This is a genomic window from Paraburkholderia sp. J41 (assembly GCF_905220235.1).
Lineage (GTDB): Bacteria > Pseudomonadota > Gammaproteobacteria > Burkholderiales > Burkholderiaceae > Paraburkholderia.
Window position 1 is genome coordinate 33,544 of sequence record NZ_CAJMZE010000003.1, and the last position, 18,191, is coordinate 51,734.

General features: G+C 65.4%; 17 protein-coding genes. 10 read left to right on the forward strand and 7 right to left on the reverse strand.

From position 1 onward, the window contains the following. Nucleotides 1-668: 668 nt before the first annotated feature. On the forward strand, nucleotides 669-2,075 hold the full coding sequence (locus U5805_RS03910; protein ID WP_322102127.1) for a replication initiation protein: 1,407 nt from the start codon (nucleotides 669-671) through the stop codon (nucleotides 2,073-2,075). Between the two features lie 256 nt (nucleotides 2,076-2,331). Here U5805_RS03910 and U5805_RS03915 read toward each other — a convergent pair whose 3' ends face one another. Both U5805_RS03915 and U5805_RS03920 read right to left on the reverse strand, forming a co-directional pair. Then, a complete protein-coding gene (locus U5805_RS03915; protein WP_322102128.1) occupies nucleotides 2,332-3,318 on the reverse strand; it encodes a 2-keto-3-deoxygluconate permease in 987 nt (328 codons plus the stop codon). A gap of 186 nt (nucleotides 3,319-3,504) precedes the next feature. Further along, nucleotides 3,505-5,031 (reverse strand): altronate dehydratase family protein, encoded by a 1,527-nt coding sequence (locus U5805_RS03920; RefSeq protein WP_322102129.1) that lies wholly within the window; start codon nucleotides 5,029-5,031, stop codon nucleotides 3,505-3,507. Nucleotides 5,032-5,235: 204 nt separating this feature from the next. On the opposite strand from U5805_RS03920, the gene U5805_RS03925 reads away from it, so the two are divergent. Further along, complete coding sequence (locus U5805_RS03925; RefSeq protein ID WP_322102130.1) at nucleotides 5,236-5,949, forward strand: FadR/GntR family transcriptional regulator; 714 nt, start codon at nucleotides 5,236-5,238, stop codon at nucleotides 5,947-5,949. A 305-nt stretch (nucleotides 5,950-6,254) separates the two neighbouring features. Here U5805_RS03925 and infA read toward each other — a convergent pair whose 3' ends face one another. Next, nucleotides 6,255-6,521, reverse strand: a complete 267-nt coding sequence (infA, locus tag U5805_RS03930) for a translation initiation factor IF-1 (protein ID WP_322102351.1) — start codon at nucleotides 6,519-6,521, stop codon at nucleotides 6,255-6,257. Nucleotides 6,522-6,943: 422 nt separating this feature from the next. After that, nucleotides 6,944-7,147, reverse strand: coding sequence for a cold-shock protein (locus U5805_RS03935; RefSeq protein ID WP_065064791.1), 204 nt, complete (start codon nucleotides 7,145-7,147; stop codon nucleotides 6,944-6,946). A 382-nt stretch (nucleotides 7,148-7,529) separates the two neighbouring features. On the opposite strand from U5805_RS03935, the gene U5805_RS03940 reads away from it, so the two are divergent. Further along, entirely contained in the window at nucleotides 7,530-8,969 is a 1,440-nt protein-coding gene (locus tag U5805_RS03940; RefSeq protein WP_322102131.1) for an ATP-binding protein, read from the forward strand. A 266-nt stretch (nucleotides 8,970-9,235) separates the two neighbouring features. Continuing rightward, nucleotides 9,236-10,045 (forward strand): methyltransferase, encoded by an 810-nt coding sequence (locus tag U5805_RS03945; RefSeq protein WP_322102352.1) that lies wholly within the window; start codon nucleotides 9,236-9,238, stop codon nucleotides 10,043-10,045. A gap of 132 nt (nucleotides 10,046-10,177) precedes the next feature. On the opposite strand, the gene mctP is transcribed toward U5805_RS03945, so the two are convergent. Both mctP and U5805_RS03955 read right to left on the reverse strand, forming a co-directional pair. Further along, on the reverse strand, nucleotides 10,178-11,671 hold the full coding sequence (gene mctP, locus U5805_RS03950; protein WP_322102132.1) for a monocarboxylate uptake permease MctP: 1,494 nt from the start codon (nucleotides 11,669-11,671) through the stop codon (nucleotides 10,178-10,180). Continuing rightward, the gene (locus U5805_RS03955; protein WP_322102133.1) at nucleotides 11,668-11,880 is read right to left on the reverse strand and encodes a DUF3311 domain-containing protein; all 213 of its coding nucleotides are present in this window, start codon (nucleotides 11,878-11,880) and stop codon (nucleotides 11,668-11,670) included. Before U5805_RS03955 ends, mctP begins: the two co-directional genes overlap by 4 nt. A gap of 423 nt (nucleotides 11,881-12,303) precedes the next feature. Here U5805_RS03955 and U5805_RS03960 point away from each other — a divergent pair, with 423 nt between their 5' ends. Both U5805_RS03960 and U5805_RS03965 read left to right on the forward strand, forming a co-directional pair. Continuing rightward, nucleotides 12,304-13,698, forward strand: a complete 1,395-nt coding sequence (locus U5805_RS03960) for a cache domain-containing protein (RefSeq protein WP_322102134.1) — start codon at nucleotides 12,304-12,306, stop codon at nucleotides 13,696-13,698. A 27-nt stretch (nucleotides 13,699-13,725) separates the two neighbouring features. Then, a complete protein-coding gene (locus tag U5805_RS03965) occupies nucleotides 13,726-13,887 on the forward strand; it encodes a hypothetical protein (RefSeq protein WP_322102135.1) in 162 nt (53 codons plus the stop codon). Between the two features lie 81 nt (nucleotides 13,888-13,968). On the opposite strand, the gene U5805_RS03970 is transcribed toward U5805_RS03965, so the two are convergent. After that, nucleotides 13,969-14,181 (reverse strand): hypothetical protein, encoded by a 213-nt coding sequence (locus U5805_RS03970; protein WP_322102136.1) that lies wholly within the window; start codon nucleotides 14,179-14,181, stop codon nucleotides 13,969-13,971. A gap of 337 nt (nucleotides 14,182-14,518) precedes the next feature. On the opposite strand from U5805_RS03970, the gene U5805_RS03975 reads away from it, so the two are divergent. From U5805_RS03975 to U5805_RS03990, 4 genes are all read left to right on the forward strand, one after another. Next, nucleotides 14,519-15,220, forward strand: a complete 702-nt coding sequence (locus tag U5805_RS03975; RefSeq protein WP_322102137.1) for a 4'-phosphopantetheinyl transferase family protein — start codon at nucleotides 14,519-14,521, stop codon at nucleotides 15,218-15,220. 415 nt (nucleotides 15,221-15,635) lie between these two features. Then, nucleotides 15,636-15,854 (forward strand): MbtH family protein, encoded by a 219-nt coding sequence (locus tag U5805_RS03980; protein ID WP_322102138.1) that lies wholly within the window; start codon nucleotides 15,636-15,638, stop codon nucleotides 15,852-15,854. A gap of 1 nt (nucleotide 15,855) precedes the next feature. Then, entirely contained in the window at nucleotides 15,856-16,686 is an 831-nt protein-coding gene (locus U5805_RS03985; protein ID WP_322102139.1) for a thioesterase II family protein, read from the forward strand. Between the two features lie 39 nt (nucleotides 16,687-16,725). Beyond that, nucleotides 16,726-18,168 (forward strand): peptide synthetase, encoded by a 1,443-nt coding sequence (locus tag U5805_RS03990; protein ID WP_322102140.1) that lies wholly within the window; start codon nucleotides 16,726-16,728, stop codon nucleotides 18,166-18,168. Nucleotides 18,169-18,191 lie beyond the last annotated feature (23 nt).

Genomic DNA, 18,191 nt, shown 5'->3' on the forward strand with positions numbered 1-18,191 from the left:
CTCACAGCGTTCAAGTGGAACCATGCACCATTCGAACGCACAATTGACCTCACCTTGGGCGTTACCGAATCGCCCAATCACACCACTTCATGAGCGAGATTTCCGCGAGATATCACAAGCACAATGAACCTCACCCTGTTTGAGGCCTCGTTTTCGAGTCAACTCAGCCCCGGGGGCGTGCCCGATGCCGGACACGATTTTCGTTGCTCCGCGTTTGTTGGTTGTTTTTGTAAACCTAAAATACCGAACGAACAAACAAACAGCGGAACGGATTTCCTTTTAAATCAGATGCTTGACACTGCAAAGGTGAGATTCGCTGTGCTGATGGTGAGGTTAGTTGTGCCTCTTAGGTGAGATTCTTTCCACGTCAAGGTGTGCTTTTGCTGGACGGCAAGGTGAAGCGCGTTGTGCAGCTCGCCGCTTATCCACAGAGGTGAGGTTCCGTGTGCGCACCGGGCGACTTCGGTGATTTCCCATTGCAATCAGTTCGTTACGAAGCCGAAGTCGCCTGCCGGTGAGGTTTTGTGTGCGCACGGTGAGGTCCGTTGTGCATGTCTCGCGCGATTGCGCCACGCGTCGCGGCGCCGGTGCGCATGGTGAGGTTCCTTGTGTTGACAGCTCACCCACGAGTGTTAAAGTCGCAAAACTCGTAGACGGGCACATCGGCAATGGCATCGGACAATCCAGATCAGGGCAGAGCGAACACCACGCCTCGGCAGATGGCCCTGGCGTTGTTCGAAGACATGTTCGACCTCGGATTGCCGGTCAACGAAGCCAGTCGCGAGATCGGCTACCAGCGCAACAACTTCTTCACCGAAATCGTGAACATGGGCCTGCCCGCCCGCCGATTTCTCGACGCCGCCTACTTTCTCGTGGCCCAGGAGCCGCAGCCGCTCAACCAGTTCGACGTCGAGCTGAACTACTTCAAGTGGCTGATGCGCTATGACAGCCGCAATCTGAAGCATCTGCGCACGATCGCCGACGAGGCGCAGAACGCGAAGATCCGCGTCACCAACACGCCAGGCGATCGCGATCCGCGCGAGGACGATCTCTGGGTGCAGGTTCAGCTGATCGGGCTGGTCGCGTTTCATCGCGGGCGCATTCGCTTCGACGTGCATCCGACGCTGGTGCCGCATATCCGCGATCCGCGCACCTCGCACTGGCTAAGCCTGCGCATTTCCACCGCGTTCACCCGCAGCCTCGCGCGCGCGATCTACGACAAGGTGCTGCCGAGCGTGCCTTCCGGGCGTACCGATTGGATTCCGCTCGACGTCATGCGGACCTGGCCTGGCAAGATCGGCGCGAACGCGGCCATCTTCAAATATTTCAAGCGCGACTGGCTCGAGCCCGCCGTCAAGGAAATCAACGAGATATCGGATATCGAGCTTTCCTACGAGACCCGGACCGAGTCCACTTCGTCGAAGAAAATCGACCGTATCCGCTTCGTCTTGAGGCGCAAGGAGACGGCCGACGCCGTCATGGCGAGTCTCGCGGATGCGAGTCATGTCTACAAGGTGCTCAAGGACGAGTTCAATCTCTCGCCGCGCCAGTTCACGGAAATCTCTGAAAACCGCGACGCCTGGACGGACGAGCGCATTCAGCAGGCGATCGAGTACACCCGTTTCAGGCTGCATCGCGGGCAGGTGAAGAAAAGCCCGTCCGGCTATCTGATGAGGGCCTTGCGCGACAACTGGAAGATGTCCGACGCCGAACGCACGATGGTCGAGGTCCAGGCAAAGCTGCTGACCACCGAGGTTCAGGGAGGCGCCGAAAAGGACGAGTCTCGCGCGGCGGTCGTCCAGAGCATTGCCTCGCGCGACGAGGAATCGCGCGCGCGGCTGAACGAGGAGGCGCAGCGCGGCCGGGAATACTACGTTGCCTCCGACACGAAAACGAGGCGCGATTTCGTCCGCGCGTGGGTTGCGTCGCGCGAAGGCAAGCTGATGTTGCGCCGGATGAAACTCGAGCCCGCCGAGGTGACGGAAGACGACATCCTCACCCGTGCCGAGCTGGGCTGGTATCTCGGGCAGTTCGTGTACGGCCGCCTGAACGCATCCCGCTCCGCGCGCGGGTAGGGCCGGCCGGGACCGCCAGGTCCACGCGGCGGCCCGCGTCGTGCATCGGGCGTGTCAACGTCACGGCGCGGCGTTTCAGCCTCCTCGGGTCGGCGAGCGCCTGTCGGGCAGGCGTCGGTATGCGGGCAGAAAAAATGCCGCCTTCTGATGGCTTTGCGCCGGCAGACTGTTTTCCACGTCGTTTCCCGGTTGGGGCGCGTTGGCGTGCGGGCGTGTTGGCCGACGGGAACCTGCACGGCCGCGCAGGTTCCGCACCTTATTGCGTGCTCTCCGCGCGCGCCGCGAGAGGCACGGCGGGCGCTGCCTTCGTCGCCGCGCGCTTCGCGCGCCAGCGTGCGTAAGCGGCCGTCATCAGCGGCGCGAGCAGGGACGTGACGATGGTCGAGGCGGCGATTTGCGGCGTCGCGACCGAAACGAGCGCGCCCAGGCGCGGATCGACGGCGGCGATCGCCGTGGGCGTGGCAACGGCGTTGCCGGCCGTCGTGGCGGCCGCCATGCCGCCCACGCCCGAGCCGCCCACGAGGCGCGACGCCAGCACGTTGAACACCGCGCCCGCGGCCAGCGTGATCAGGCCGAGCACGATGCCCGACAAGCCCGCGCCCAGAATCGCATGCAGATTGATTTGCGCGCCCAGACCGAACGCGAAGAACGGAATCAGCAGATCGCCGCCCGACTTGAGGAACTTGCGCATGTCGGGGTCGAGGTTGCCAAGCACCATGCCGATGACGATGGGCAGCACCGTCGCCACGAGGTCGATGACGGGAATCTTCGCGAGACCCGAAAGGCCGAGCGCGACCATGGTGACGAACGGGCCTTCCAGGATCGAGAGCACGGCAAGCGCGCCGCGATCCATCTCGTCGCCGAATTGCCGCGTGAGCGCCGCGTAAAGCCCCATGTTCGCGTTGGTGACGGCGGCGATGATCGCCATGCCGGAGAGGCCGAGAAAGCCCTGCGCGCCGAAGCATTTGCTGACCACGAGACCGATCAGCACGCCGCTCACGAGTTTCGCGAGCGTGATGGCCGCGCCGTTGCGCAGTGCGCGCGGCGCGGTGCGAAACTGGATCTCGGCGCCCATGCAGACGAAGAACACGGCGAGAATCGGCAATGCGCCGTGCGCGAGCTGGGTGGAAAAGCTGCCGATGCCGAGCACGCGCGGCGCGAACGTATTGAGCACGCTGCCCCAGAGCAGCGGAATGACCATCATTCCTCCGGGAAAGCGCTCGATGGCCTGCTTGATTTTCATGTTGAGTCTCCTTCTTTTTCAGGCGCGGACGCGCGTTGGCGTCCGGCCGGCTTTCGTATTTCAGGTCGATGCTTCACGTCATCGCGTCACGTCATCGCATCGTGCCCTTGCATCAGGTCGCCGCACCGTGTCCTTGCATCCGGTCGACACGGCACGACATGCGCATCGGTCTCACGCGGGCAGCGCTCACATCTGCGCGCCGATCATCCACGGCACGAACTCCTCGTTGCCCACGCCGAGCGCTTCGCTCTTGCTTTTCGCGCCCGAGGCGACTTCGACGATCATGCGAAAAATCTCTTCGCCCTTTTGCTCGACGCTCGCGGTGCCGTCCATGATGTCGCCGCAATTGATGTCCATGTCGTCGGCCATGCGGCGATACATCGGCGAATTGGTCGCGAGCTTGATGGACGGCGCCGGTTTCGCGCCGAAGCACGAGCCCCGGCCCGTCGTGAACACCACGAGATTCGCGCCGCTGGCGATCTGCCCGGTCGCGCCCATCGGGTCGTAGCCCGGCGCGTCCATGAACACGAGCCCGTTCGTATCGACCGGCTCCGCATAGCGGTACACGCCCATCAACGGCGAGGAGCCGCTTTTCGCGACCGCGCCGAGCGATTTTTCGAGAATGGTCGTGAGGCCGCCGGCCTTGTTGCCGGGCGTCGGATTGTTGTCGATGCTGCCTTTTTCGCGCTCCGCGTAGGCTTCCCACCAGTGAATGCGCTCGACGATCTTTTCGCCGACGTCGCGGCTCACCGCGCGGCGCGTGAGCAGATGTTCGGCGCCGTAAATCTCGGGCGTTTCCGAGAGGATCGCGGTGCCGCCGTGGCGCACGAGCAGGTCGACGGCCGCGCCCAGCGCGGGGTTCGCCGTGATGCCCGAATAGCCGTCGGAGCCGCCGCACTGAAGCGCGATGTTGATGTGCGAAACCGGCAGCGGTTCGCGCACCGCCTGATTCGCGACGGGCAGCATGGCTTGCACGGCGGCGATGGCGGCGTCCACGGTTTTTTGCGTGCCGCCTTCTTCCTGCATCACGAGCGGGACGAGCAGCGGGCCTGGCTCCACGCCCTCGGCAATGAACATCGCGCCCATCTGGTTCGCCTCGCAGCCGAGCCCGACGATCACCACGCCCGCGAAATTCGGATGCTTCACATAGCCGCCGATCGTGCGGCGCAGTTGTGCGATGCCTTCGCCGTGATGGTCGATGCAGCAGCCGAAGCTGTGCGTGATCGGCACGATGCCGTCGACGTTCGGATAGGCGTCGAGCGCGCCCGGCGCGCTGAAATGCTGCGAGACGAGCTTCGTGACCGTTGCCGAGCAGTTGACCGTGCTGATCACGCCGATGTAGTTGCGCGTCGCGACGCGGCCGTCGGCGCGGCGAAAGCCGTTGAAGGTGAGCGGCGCGGCCGCGGGTTCGACGGCCTTGAGGTCTTCGCCGAACGCATAGTCGCGGCTGAACTCGCCGATCGACAGATTGTGGACGTGGACGTGATCGCCCGCGCGAATGGGCTGCGTGGCGAAGCCGATGATCTGGCCGTAGCGGCGCACGGGCGCGCCCTCGGCGACATCGCGGCACGCGACCTTGTGGGCGGCGGGAATGTCGGCGGCGCAAACGAGATTGTCGAAATCGGCGAGAATCGTTCCGGCGGCGAGTGCGCCGCGCGCGATGAGCACGTCGTCGAGATCGTGCAGTTTGATGGCGAGCGTAGCCTGGCTCATGGTGCCTCCTGATTGTGGGGGGAGGCCGGGCGCGGCTCGTCGTAGCGGCTTGCGAGCGTTGCGGGTCCGGCGCGAGCACATGATCCGGCGGCCAGGAGACGGGCGCAAATTGGTCAGGCCACTTTTTCCGCGCCTTCATCGCGCAACGAAGCGCACAACGAAGCGCGCAGCGTAGCGAGCGCAAAAGCGAACAGAGAATCGAAAGTGGAAAGTCGTTCGAAGCAGACGGGCGCGCTGGCCCAGACGGTCCGGCGCATCGAGACAGACATTCGGGAAGGGCGCTGGCGGGCGGAGGAGCGTTTGCCTTCGGAGCGCGCGCTCGCCGAATCGTTCGGCGTGTCGCGCGCGACGGTGCGCGAGGCGATCGGGCGGCTCGCGAGCAAGGGCGTGCTGGAGACGCGGCGCGGCAGCGGCGTTTATCTGCTGCGCGCGAAGCCGGCCGGACTGGCCGCGCCGTGGCTGCAACTGATTGCCGATACGCCGCCGCTGCGCTCCGAGACGCTCGAATTTCGCCTCGTGTTCGAATGCGCGGCGGCGCGTTTTGCGGCGCTGCGTTCGTCGGCGCATGAATTGGAGCGCTTCGAGACCATTCTCGAACGCATGCGCGATGCCGTCACGCAGGCCGACGTGGACGCCGAAGCCGCCACGGACGGCGAATTCCACACCGCGCTGACCGCCGCTTCGCACAACCGCCTGCTCGACCAGTTCTACGCCAGCGTGATCGCCATGCTGCGCGACCATATCGCGAGCAACACCTACGACGCCACCGTCAACAACGCCAACGCGGCAAGCCAGGCGCGCCGCCGTCTCGATCAGCACGAGTCGATCTACTACGCGATTCGCGACCGCAACCCCGACGCCGCGCAGCGCGCCATGTACGTACACATCGACTACGTGGGCAAGCAGTTCAACGTGTGAGCGAAGGCGCGGCGCGGGCGCGCGGCGAGTCCGGCAGGGCGGAAGTGGTTGGCGCTACGAGAGAGAGGAAGCCCGTCGCCAGCCGTTCAAGCGCGCGGTTGCGCGGCATCGAATCCAGGCACGGAGAGGTTGATACGGCGCTGATACGGCGCCGATACCGAATCGGCGGGCGGACGCCGTGCCTGGCGTGGTCCGGCGATCGGAACGCGCGGCCACGGCGCGCAGTCGGCTGTCGAAAGGCTGTCGAGGCTGTCGAGGCTGTCGAGAGACACGAGACAGGCCGCGCCGTGGGCGGCAAAGCGGCTTTAGCGGCGACGCGCGGCGGGGCGCGGTTGGCCCGCGGAAGCCCGGTCGTCCTTGTGCCGGAAATTGATTCGACCTTTCGACAGGTCGTAGACCGACAACTCGAGCGTGACCCGGTCGCCGGCGATGATGCGAATGTGATTCTTGCGCATGCGGCCCGAAGCATAGGCGTTCACGACGACGCCGTTTTCGAGCGTCACGCGGTACTTGCTGTCCGGCAGCACTTCGTCGACGACACCGTCGAGTTCAAGCAATTCTTCCTTCGCCAAATTCATTTCTCCTGAAATATGCAACGCTGCGTGCGTCGCCCCATGCGCCAACGGCACAGTGCCGGTACGCCCGCATTCCGTGCATCGCCGGCACCCGCGGCAATGCGCGAACGCGGCGGGGGCGGGCCATGAGCGGCGAGACCGTCGGCAAGCCGGGGCAGTCGAACCGGCCATTGCCAGCAATCCGCCAAGGCGCGGGGTAACGCGTGCTCGTAAAGAGCCAACCGGAAGCAGGGATCGCCGGCGCTTGACCTTGGCCAACCGCAAAGACGAAATCGGGTACGCAGGCACGCAGCATGTTCGGTCTGCAAGCGCAGGGAACACGCGCGAGGCAACCCGCACGAGATACGCGTGGCGCTCAACTGCCACGGTCTGAGACAGGACAATCGCGCTCTCCACAGGGAGAGCGCGATGCAAACCACTTACAGCGGCGTGATGTTCGAAGCCTGGAGGCCCTTCGGACCACGCTTGGTTTCGTAGCTGACCTTCTGGCCTTCGGCGAGGGTCTTGAAGCCCGTGCCGCGCACTTCCGAGAAGTGTGCGAACAGGTCGTCGCCGCCCTTGTCCGGGGTGATGAAGCCAAAGCCCTTGCTATCGTTAAACCATTTGACGGTACCGGTTTCCACTAAGAAATCCTTAAAAAGACGAATAAAAAATAACCGCACCCAGAAGGGTTGCGAATAAAAATCAAGCGGGGAGGGTCAACGAGAACCGCGATTCGCGGCGACTGGTGAGCAGACACAGCTAGAAGATTAACCCCTTGAAGGTACGCCGTATCCGGAGTCGCGTCAAGTCCTTTCTATCGGCGCGGCGGAAATGGCGGGGCGGGGTGCGGCGCGACGCGGCGGACCGGGCGCGCCGGAGCCGCAGGCGAACACGCAAAACCTTCCCGTTCGTCCGGGAAGCCTTCATCGGCATTGATTTTTCGTTACGCGGATGCGGTGTCTCGCTGCCTTGTCGCGGGGCGCGCGGCGGCCAGGCGCGCCGCCGTAGCCTAGAATGACGCGCATGCATGCTCCCACGCCCCGCCCGCGACGACTCGGCCTCACCGGCAAGCTGTTCGTCGCCATGCTGATCGTCAACCTTTTGCTGATCGGCGCGATGGCGCTCGGCGCGCATCTGAGCTTCCAGTACGGTTTTCTCGGCTACCTCAAGCAGCAGGAAACCCAGCGGCTCGAGGCCAGCGTCGTGCCGCTCGCCAACGCGTACCGCGAGCACGGCAGTTGGGAATTCGTGCAGCAGAATCGCCTTTTGTGGCACGAGATCATGCGGCCCTACGATCTCGACGCGCGCGCCGCCGCGGGCAGCGCGCCGTTGCCGAGCGAACCGGTTTCGGTGTTGATCGGCACCAACACGCGGCTTACGCTGCTCGACGCCAACCGCAAATACGTGTTCGGCAATCCGTCTTACACGGCGCGCTCCCCGAGCCGGCGCATCGTGGTGGACGGCAAGACGGTCGGCTGGGTGCTGATGGTGCCGTTCGAGCGTGCGACCGAGGCGGGCGACCTGCGGTTCCAGGAGTCGCAAAAGGGCGCGAGCTGGGCCATCGCGCTCGCCGCGGGCGTGCTGGCGATCCTGGTCACGCTGTGGCTCGCGCGCGCGCTCGCTTCGCCGCTGCGGCGCATTGCCCGCGCGACGCACGCGCTGGCGGGCGGTCATCTGGCCGTGCGCGTGCCGACCGAATCCGGCGGTGATATCGGCCAGCTCGAAACCGACTTCAACCATCTCGCGCAAACGCTCGAAAGCAACGAGCGCATGCGCTCGGCGCTGGTGGCGGATATTTCGCACGAACTGCGCACGCCGCTTGCCGTCATGAGCGGCGAGATCGAGGCGATCGAAGTGGGCGTGCGCCCGGTCAGCCTCGAAGCCGTGCAGTCGCTCGGCGCGGAAGTCAAACGGCTGAGCCGTCTTGTCGACGATCTCTACGACCTCTCGCTCGCCGACGTGGGCGCATTGCGCTATCACCACGAGGAAATCGACCTCGCGGAAACGCTGCGCGACACGCTGCGCAAGAGCGCGCGGCGGCTCGCGGGCGCGGGCATCGGCCAGCATGTCGCGCTGCCCGAGCGCGCGCTCTGGGTGCGCGGCGACGAGCGGCGCTTGCAGCAGGTTTTCGCCAACATTCTGGAGAACGCCATGCGCTACGCCGTGCATTGCGCCGACGCGCACGCCGACGTGTTCGTGTCCGCCCGGCAGGACGCCACGCATGTGCAGATCGATTTCGCCGACAGCGGGCCGGGCGTGCCCGAGCCGTTGCTGGCCGCGCTGTTCGAGCGCTTCTATCGCGTGGAGGCGTCGCGCAGCCGTTCGACGGGCGGCGCGGGCCTGGGTCTGCCGATCTGCCGCGGCATCGTCGAAGCGCACGACGGCACGATCGTCGCGGCCCGCGCGCCGCAAGGCGGCCTGCTGATCTCCATTCGCCTGCCGCGCATTGCCGAGCCGGGTTGACCACGAGCGGCGTTGCCGTCGACATTCCTGTCGACATGTTGATTGTCGAGGATCGCCGCGTGACTTGAGCGCGATGCCGATCCTCGGCCGATGGCGCGTTTTGCGCGCGGGCGGCGGTTGCGGAAAGCTTGTATCGTATGGCAACTCAAAAACCCGCCAGAACGACCGACATGACCGCTACCCGCTTCGCCAACCACTCGCGCCGCGCGCCGCGCAAGCCCGCGCTCTCGCTCGTTCTTGCCGTCGCGGCGGCATGCACCGCGTTCATGAGCGCCGGATGCTCGTCGCCGCCGCAAGCGGTGTCGCGCGATTCGTCGGTTTCGGCCGTGGATGCGGCGTCGCTGGACGCGGCCATTCAGGGTACGCAGCGCGGCGAGAAAGCGAAGGCGCGCGACCGCTATCGGCATCCGCTGGAAACGCTGCGATTCTTCGAGGTCGGCCCGGCGCAAACGGTGTTGGAAATCGCGCCGGGCGGCGGCTGGTACACGGACATTCTCGCGCCGTATCTGCACGATCGCGGGCAGCTTTACGAAGCGCAATACGTGAGCACTTCGGCGCAACTGGCGAACGAGGATCGCGCGACGGACGCGGCCTACGCGCGCAAGCTGGCGGCCGCGCCCGCGATCTACGGCAACGTGACGGTGGGCACGCTGCACGCCGGCGAATTCGCGGGTTTCGACGCCAACGGCCGCTTCGATCGCGTGCTCACGTTCCGCAATATCCACAACTGGATGAAGGACGGCCAGTTCGACGCGAACCTGCGGGCGTTCTATCGCGCGCTCAAACCGGGCGGCATGCTGGGCGTGGAGGAACATCGCGCGCGGCCGGGCGCGAGCGTGCAGCAGATGATCGACACCGGCTACGTGAGCGAAGACTATGTGATCGAGCACGCAAAAGCAGCGGGCTTCGTGCTGGACGCGCGCAGCGAAATCAACGCGAATGCGCAGGACACCAAGGATTACCCGCACGGCGTCTGGTCGCTTCCGCCCACCTACGCGGGCGGTGATGCCGATAAGGCACGTTATGCCGCAATCGGCGAATCGGATCGCATGACGCTCAGGTTCGTGAAGCCCTGATAACCACGCGCACCACGCGCAGCACGCGCAAGGCGGCAAGGACAAAACAAAAAAGGCAGATGCGCGCCGAAGCGCTGCATCTGCCTTTCGCCAGCTTCAATCCGCCTTGGCGGCGGTGTTATGCGATGGGGCTCAAGCGGCCGCCTGGCGCGCCGCGTTCTGGCGAGCCGGCGTCACGAACGAGACCGCCACCGTCACGACGATATTCGCCACCAGCGCGATCAGGCCGATATAGAGCGGATACACGTCCGAGCCGAGGTGCAGCGCATACACGGGCTTCAGACCTTGCAGCGCCGCGAGCGTCGTGCCGAGCACGATGCCCACCAGCCAGCCGATGAACAGGCCCGTCGAATTCAGCCTGCGCGTGAACAGCGTGAACACGATGGCCGGGAAGATTTGCAGAATCCACACGCCGCCCAGCAATTGCAGGTCGATCGCGAACTGCGTCGGCAGCGCCACGATAAAGAGCAGCGCGCCGAACTTCACGACGAGCGAGACGATCTTGGCCGTCGAGGCTTCGCCGGCGGGCGACATCGAAGGCGAAACCAGCGGACGCCACAAGTTGCGCGTGAAGAGGTTCGCCGCGCCAATCGACATGATCGCGGCCGGCACCAGGGCGCTGATCGCAATCGCGGCGGCGGCGAAGCCCACGAACCACGAAGGGAACAGCGTGCCGAACAGCGCGGGCACGACGTCGGTGGCCGACTTCACGTGAATGCCGGCGGCGATCGCCATGTAGCCGAGCAGCGCGATCAGGCCGAGCAGCAGCGTGTAGGCGGGCAGGAAGATCGCGTTCTTCTTGACCGTGGCCGCCGACGCCGACGAGAGCACGCCCGTCATCGTGTGCGGATACATGAACGCGGCCAGCGCGGAACCGAGCGCGAGCGACGCGTACGCCGTGAATTGCGAGGGCTTGAGCAGAATGCCGGTCGCGCCGCCCTTGGCCTTGAAGTACGTATCGGCCGCGTCGAACACATGGCCGTAGCCGCCCAGCTTCACCGGAATCAGGCACACCGCCGCGATCACCACGATATAGATCATGATGTCCTTGACGAAGGCGATCATCGCCGGCGCGCGCAGGCCGCTCGTGTACGTGTAGAGCGCGAGAATCAGGAACGCGACGATCAACGGCAATTCGCCGCTTACGCCCAGACCCTTGATCACCACCTGCATGCCCACGAGTTGCAGCGCGATATACGGCATGGTCGCGACGATGCCGGTCAGGGCGATGGCGGCCGGCAGCCACTTGCCGCCGTATTCGCCGTGTACGAAGTCGGCGGCGGTGATATGGCCCTTCGCGTGCGCGATTTTCCAGAGCTTCGGCATCACGGCATACACGAACGGATACACGATGATCGTGTACGGCAGCGCGAAGAAGCCGTAAGCGCCCACCGCGTAGACGAGCGCGGGAACGGCGATCACGGTGTACGCCGTGTAGAAGTCGCCGCCCACGAGGAACCACGAAATCACGGTGCCGAACTGGCGGCCGCCCAGACCCCACTCATGCAGTTGCGTGAGGTCGCCGCGCTTCCAGCGCGCGGCGAAGAAACCCACCACGGTGACGAGCGCGAAGAACGCGATGAAAACGGTCATCGCGACCGGATTGACGGGATTGAGGTCGTTCATTTGGCGCTCCGGTAGACGATGTACAGCAGCAGCGAGGTCAACGGAACCCACAGGAACTGATACCAGTAGAAGAACGGAAAGCCGGCGAACGAAGGACGGGTGTCGTTGTAGAACGGCAGCCACAGCAGCGCGGCGTAGGGAATCAGCAGGATGATCCAGAGCCAGCTACGGCCGGCTCCGGTATCGTTCGAATCAGGTTGGTCGGTCACGGGTCTCTCCTCCGGGGCTATTTTGAAAAATGCGGTCGAGCGCGGCGCTCAAATGCACGCAGTGTGCAAGGCGCGGTACGCAAGGCGGCTCGGTCAGGAAGGAGGCGTGGCAAGCGTGACATGGCGCGGCTCGCGTAACGTCGCGTAATGAAAACGCAATCGGGGCGCAAGAAGCGCGCAAGCGGCTGAACCATGATTGACCAGGTCTCCGACCTTTATTCTTGTTGTTTGTGCAACGCGGCTCGCGGCGCGCGCCGTAAAAATCCGCACGCCCGCGACTCCCGGCCGCGTCGACAATCGCCTTAAAATCAGGCTCTTTCGAGTCGGACGAGTATCCCCGAACGCCCGGTTCGTCACAACCGCACAATTACGTAGATTGGCTACGTAGTATTACGTAGACCCGCTTACAGTCGTTCAGGATCAATGAAGCTCAAGGCCAAGATATTTCTGCTGGCGCTGGTGCCGTTCGTGATCGCAATGCTCGGCATCGCGGTTGGCGTGCGGCATCAAGCTACCACGCTCGCCAAGGCGCAGGACGCGACCATGCGCGCGGCCTACCTGTCGAGCAAGGAACTCGAGCTGCGTCATTACGTGGAACTGGCGCTGGGCGCGGTCGAGCCGCTTTACGAGGCCAGCGCGAACAACGCGCGCGACGACGCGCTGTTGCGCCAGCGCGCGCTCGCCGTGCTCGAAAAAATGGATTTCGGGCCGGACGGCTATTTCTTCGTGTACGACCTGCACGGCCGCTCGCTGATGCACCCGCGCGAGCCGGAACTCGTCGGCCAGGACCTGTGGATGCTGCGCGATCCGCAAGGCTCGCTCACCATTCAACGCCTGATCACCGCCGCGCGGCACGGCGGCGGCTACGTGCAATATCTGTGGCAGCGGCCCTCCACGGGCAAGCTCGCGCCCAAGCTCGGCTATGTCGTGCCGTTGCAGCGCTGGGGCTGGATGGTCGGCACCGGCATTTATCTCGACGACGTGAGCACGGCGCTCGATCATATCGATCGCGACGCGGCCGCCAATATCCAGCACACCATGCTGTGGATCGGCGCGATCGCGCTCGCGGCGCTGGCGGTGATTGCCGTGTGCGCGCTGGTGCTCAACGTGAGCGAATACCGCAGCACCGACGTCAAGCTCAAGCGTCTCGCGCAGCAAGTCGTGCAGTCGCAGGAAGCGGAACGCGCGCGGCTCTCGCGCGAACTGCACGACGGCATCGGCCAGATGCTGGTTTCGGTGAAGCTGCTGCTCGAATCGGCAAGCACGCGTTTCGAGCGCAGCGAAAGCCGCGAGCCCAAGGCCGAAGCCGCGTTGACCACGAGCCTCGGCCGCCTGAGCGACACGCTGCGCGAAGTGCGCCGCATCTCGCACGCGCTGCGTCCGGCGCTGCTCGACGACCTGGGCTTGCCTTCCGCGCTCGAACAACTCACGCGCGAATTCAACGAGGAAACCAGCGAGAACCTGCATTTCACGCTGGACGCCGACCGCGCCGCCGCCGACTTGCCCGACGACGTGGTGACGGCGCTCTACCGCATCGCGCAGGAAGGGCTGACCAACGTCGTGCGCCACGCGCAGGCCACGCAGTGCGCGCTGACGCTGCGCATTTCGCCGGCGGCGGTCGCGTTCACGATCGCCGACAACGGGCGCGGTTTCGCCGTCGACAGAATGCTCGCCGACCCGCGCGCCGGGCTCGGCTTGCGCAACATGCGCGAACGGCTCGAACCGCTGGGCGGCACGCTCTCCATCGCGTCGCAACCGGGTTCGACGGTCGTGAGCGCGCAAGTGCCGCTGGCGGCGGCGGGCGTCGTGCGTTCGTAACGCGCCTGAAGCGGGTTTTCCCTCGACGTGGTGCAGCACACCGGCGACCGCGTGCTCGTGCTGAAGGACGGGCGCGCGGCGGAAAGCGGCGAGACCACGGATGGGTTCGCCGCGCCGCAAGCGGGCTACATGAAGCCGCTGCTGCGCCCGGCGCCGGGTTCGCAGCGTGAGGGCGCGGCGGCGGTATAGCGGCGCGCGGCGGCGGCGCAACGAAACCGGCCGCCTCGATGGGCGGCCGGCGAGTCGAAAAAACGCGAATGCGCGCAGGCGCTACGGCCGCTTCCAGTGCGCGGCGGCTTGCTTGTCCGTTATGCGCACGTCCGCGAGCAGCGGCTTGTAGCCGCGCAGGAGGATCTCGCTGATCGCGAGCCTTTCGGAGCGAAAGATGTCGTTGGTGAATTTGCTGCCGTCGGCGAATTCCAGTGCGTATCCGTCGATGGGTCCCCACTGGCCTCTCGGCAACGGCTCGATATACACGTCCATTTTTTATCTCCAGCGATTAGAAAACTCGATTGGTTTCAGTCTAACGCGGACCCGGCGCGCGCCCGAGCGTCGTGTCGATTCCAAAATCTCCCGTTATTTCAATGGCTTGCACGGCATCTTTCACGATGAAAAAGCCGCTTCTCCCATGTGCAATTGCACGCGCGCGCGAAAAGCGCGGCGTTTCCATGCGCTGAAGGCGCGTTGCACGATATGAAAGCTGCGCGTGGGCACTACGAGCCGTGTCGTGCGGCGCGAGGCCGTTTCTGAACTACACTGCGCGACGGGACGGCGCGCCATACGCGTGCGCCGACAGCGGATTCGGCAAGGGAATTTCGGCGTGAGCGATGCAAAACGGATCGAGCCTGCGGGGCGTTGGCCCGACGACGTCACGGTGTGGCGCATCGACTGCGCGCCCGCGCTGGCTCATGGGCTCGACCGCGAGGCGCTGCGTCATCTCGACGAAGCCGAACGCGAGCATGCGCAGCGCTTCCGGCGCCTCGAAGATCGCGTGCGCTTCGTGCTCGCGCGCGCCGCGTTGCGCGAATTGCTGGCCGAGCGCCTCGGTGCGCCGCCGCGCGCGTTGCGCTTCGGCGCCTCCGCGCACGGCCGCCCCGTGCTGGCCGCGCCGGCCGGTGCGCCCGCATTCGCGTTCAACGTCTCGCACAGCGGCGCGCACGCGCTGCTCGCGCTCTCGTCCGCGCGCGAGGTCGGCATCGACGTCGAACTGCTGACGCAAGGCGCCGATTGGTGCGCGCTCAGCGCCGTCGCCTGCACGCAAGCCGAGCGCGCGACGCTGGCATGCTTGCCGGACGCGTCGCGTGCTCGCGCGTTCGTGCGCATCTGGACCGCGAAGGAAGCGGTGCTCAAGGCCGTGGGTGTCGGCATTGCCGAAGATTTGCAGTCCTTCTCGATCGACCCGCGCGAGGACGGCGGCGCCGCGACGGTGCCCGGCGCGCACGCCGACGCGCTGCGGTTTCACTGGCTCGACGAATTGCCGGGCGCGATGGCGTGCGTCGCGTGGTCGTCGGCATGGCGATAAACGGTTAGCGACGCCGCAGCCGATTAACGGGAAATTCGGCAATTAATTCGGATGCCGAATGATCGCCGACGGTCAATCTTGCCGAATGATGCATTTTGCAATTCCGCGGTGAATGCAAAACGCGTCGTGCGCGCGAGGGTAGCGGGTGATCGTGACACGCGCCATAAAGCCCCTTTCCCCAACAGTTTTTTATCCGCTTTCAGCCGCACGCGAGCCTTGGCGCGCAGGCGAGGGCAAGTCGTTGACTGCGCACGGGAATTCATCGCCGCATTCCTGACGAAGCACACCCTCTTCATCGAGTCAGGTTGACACGGCAAAAGGCAGCTACTAACGTTAAAAAAGAAATGCGAATGATTAGCGTTTACGTTTGCATTGGTTGATAAGGATTCATCTATTCGAGCTAAGGAGAGCGGCAATGAGCTGGGGCGACGAGAACACCGTGTTCGACGTGGTGGTGAACCACGAGGAGCAGTATTCGATCTGGCCGGAGTACAAGGCGCTGCCCGAAGGCTGGCGCACGGCGGGCAAGCGCGGCACGAAGGAAGAATGCCTCGCGCATATCGAATCCGTGTGGACCGACATGCGCCCGCGAAGCCTGCGCGAGGCGATGGCGGCGCAAGGCGCGCAAGCCTGACATGTCGGCGAGGCACGACGGAGCGGCGCTCACGCTGTACTGCCTGCCCTATGCGGGCGGCAATGCGGCAACTTATCGCGGCTGGGGCGAGACGCTGGGGCCGTGGATCGACTGCGTGCCGCTCGACTTGCCGGGCCATGGCCGCTTGCGGGCCTTGCCCGCGTGCCGCGACTGGCCTGGCTTGATCGAGGCGCTGCTTGACGCCGTCGAGGCCAACGGGCCGCCGCGCACGCGGCCTTGCGCGTTGTTCGGTCACAGCATGGGTGCGCTGGTCGCGCTGGAGCTGGCGCATGCGCTGCGCGAGCGGCACGGCTGCGAGCCGCTTTGGCTCGGCGTTGCCGCGTGTGTCGCGCCGCGCGAGCGCGAACTCGACGAGGCGCGCCCGACACATTGGCTCGATTGCAGCACGGCGGAAATGGTGGCCGAGTTGCGGCGCCTTGGCGGCACAGCCGAAGAACTGCTCGCCGACGCCGAATTTCTCGACCTCGCATTGCCCGCGCTGCGCGCCGACTTTCATCTCTGCGCGACTCAGGCGCGCCGCGCGCGCTCGCGCGAAACCCGTCGTGAACCGCCGCTGAGCTGCCCGGTCTGGGCCTTCGGCGGCACGAATGATTCGGTATCCGAACGAAATGAAAACTTGTCGGCGTGGTGTCACGAAACGGCGGGAGTATTTCGCCAACGCACGCTCGAAGGCGGCCACTTCTTCGTGGAAACCGCGCGAGCGCGATTGATTCGCGAGATCGCCGCCGCGCTGGAGCCGCTGGTGTTCGCCGCGCCGCCGCGCGCCGCGCTTGCCGCGAGTCGAGCGCGCGGCCCGCTTTATTCCGATTGATTCGATTTCGCCGGCACCTCGGCACAAGGAGCTTTGTTCATGACGCAGCGTTATCCCGCTCTCTTCGACTTCGGCGCGTTCGCCGGGCAAAGCGAAGCCTATGTCGCGCTCATCAAGCAATTCGCCGCGGCGCAGGCGTTTCGCAGCGCGAGCGTCGGCGAACTCGTGCTCGACGACGACTTCCATCGCCGCCCGCTGCGCCCCGAAGATTTCGAGTTCCTCAAGTTCATGAAGCCCGTGCGCAGCGACAACGTGAGCCGCCTGCCTTCGCTGGCCTCGAACCGCACGCTGCTCTCCATCTACGAACTCGACGTCATGCGGCCGCCGCGCGGCGCGAGCGCGGCCGACTGGGCGCGCTTCAGCGACTTCTATCGCGACGACGTGCGCACGCTCGGCGCGCAACTCGCGCCGTTTCTCGAAGCCTATGCGTTTTCGTATCTCGGCGGCGAGGCGAGCGGCGAGGAAAGCGACGACGCCCTGGCGCAGCGTCTTGCGCGCATCGCCGACGACGAAAGCGTGTTCTGGAGCGAAACGTTTGCGCGCCTCGTGCGCAACGATTACCTCGAAGAAGGGCTGCGTTTCATCGCGATCCAGCGCTGGGCGCTCGCGCCTTCCCGCCGTCATGCGCTCGGGCGCGCGGCGGCGGGCGGCCGCTTCGACGCATTGCCCGCCAACGCAATGCCTTTCGCCGATGGAAACGATCAGGATCACGAATTAATCGGGCGCGTGGCGCAGCATGTGGGCGTGACGCGTCAGCAGCACGCGTACTGGCAGTTTTATCTGCCCACGAGCATGGCGAAAACCAACCTGCTGCTGGCGCTCGCGCGCCGCCCGGATCGCGCGTTCGCGCTGGCGGGCGCGGCATTCGCGGCAGAGGCCGAGTGGCTCGCGTTCGTCGGAGCGCTGGAGCGCGCGTGCGCGCATTTGCGTTCGCCGCAACGCGCGGGCGGCGATCTCCAGGCCCGCCGCGCCGATCTCGACGCGCGTATGCGGCGCGCCTTGCAGTCCGTCGGCGAACGGTATGGCGCGAACGCGCGCGCGCAATTCGTGCAGGGACTCGTGGCAGGCGATCATCTCGCGGAACGCGCGCGTTGGGACCTCGGCGAGCAGCTCAAGTGGCTTTCGGCGATCCCGCGCTTCTGCGACTTCGCGCGCCGCATCAGCGCGCGCATCGACGCCGAATGCCCCGGCATCGACCGCGAGACCTTCGTCGAGCCGCATGAAATGTGTTCGACCACGCACGTCCACAACGATCATCGGCTCGTGACGATCCAGGAAGGCGAGATGCTGTTCTGGGGCAATCTCGGCATGCAGTTGCAGATGTTCGAAGGCGACATGGTGCTGATTCCCGATGGCCGCCTGCACGGGTCGACGGTGACGTCGGGCGAATGCACCTATCACCAGCCGATCATTCCCGACGATTGGGTGCAGGCGTTCATGCTCGAACTCGACACGCCCGAGGCCGCGCGCGCCGCCGCCTGAACGGCCGGCGCGCGCGTTCGATT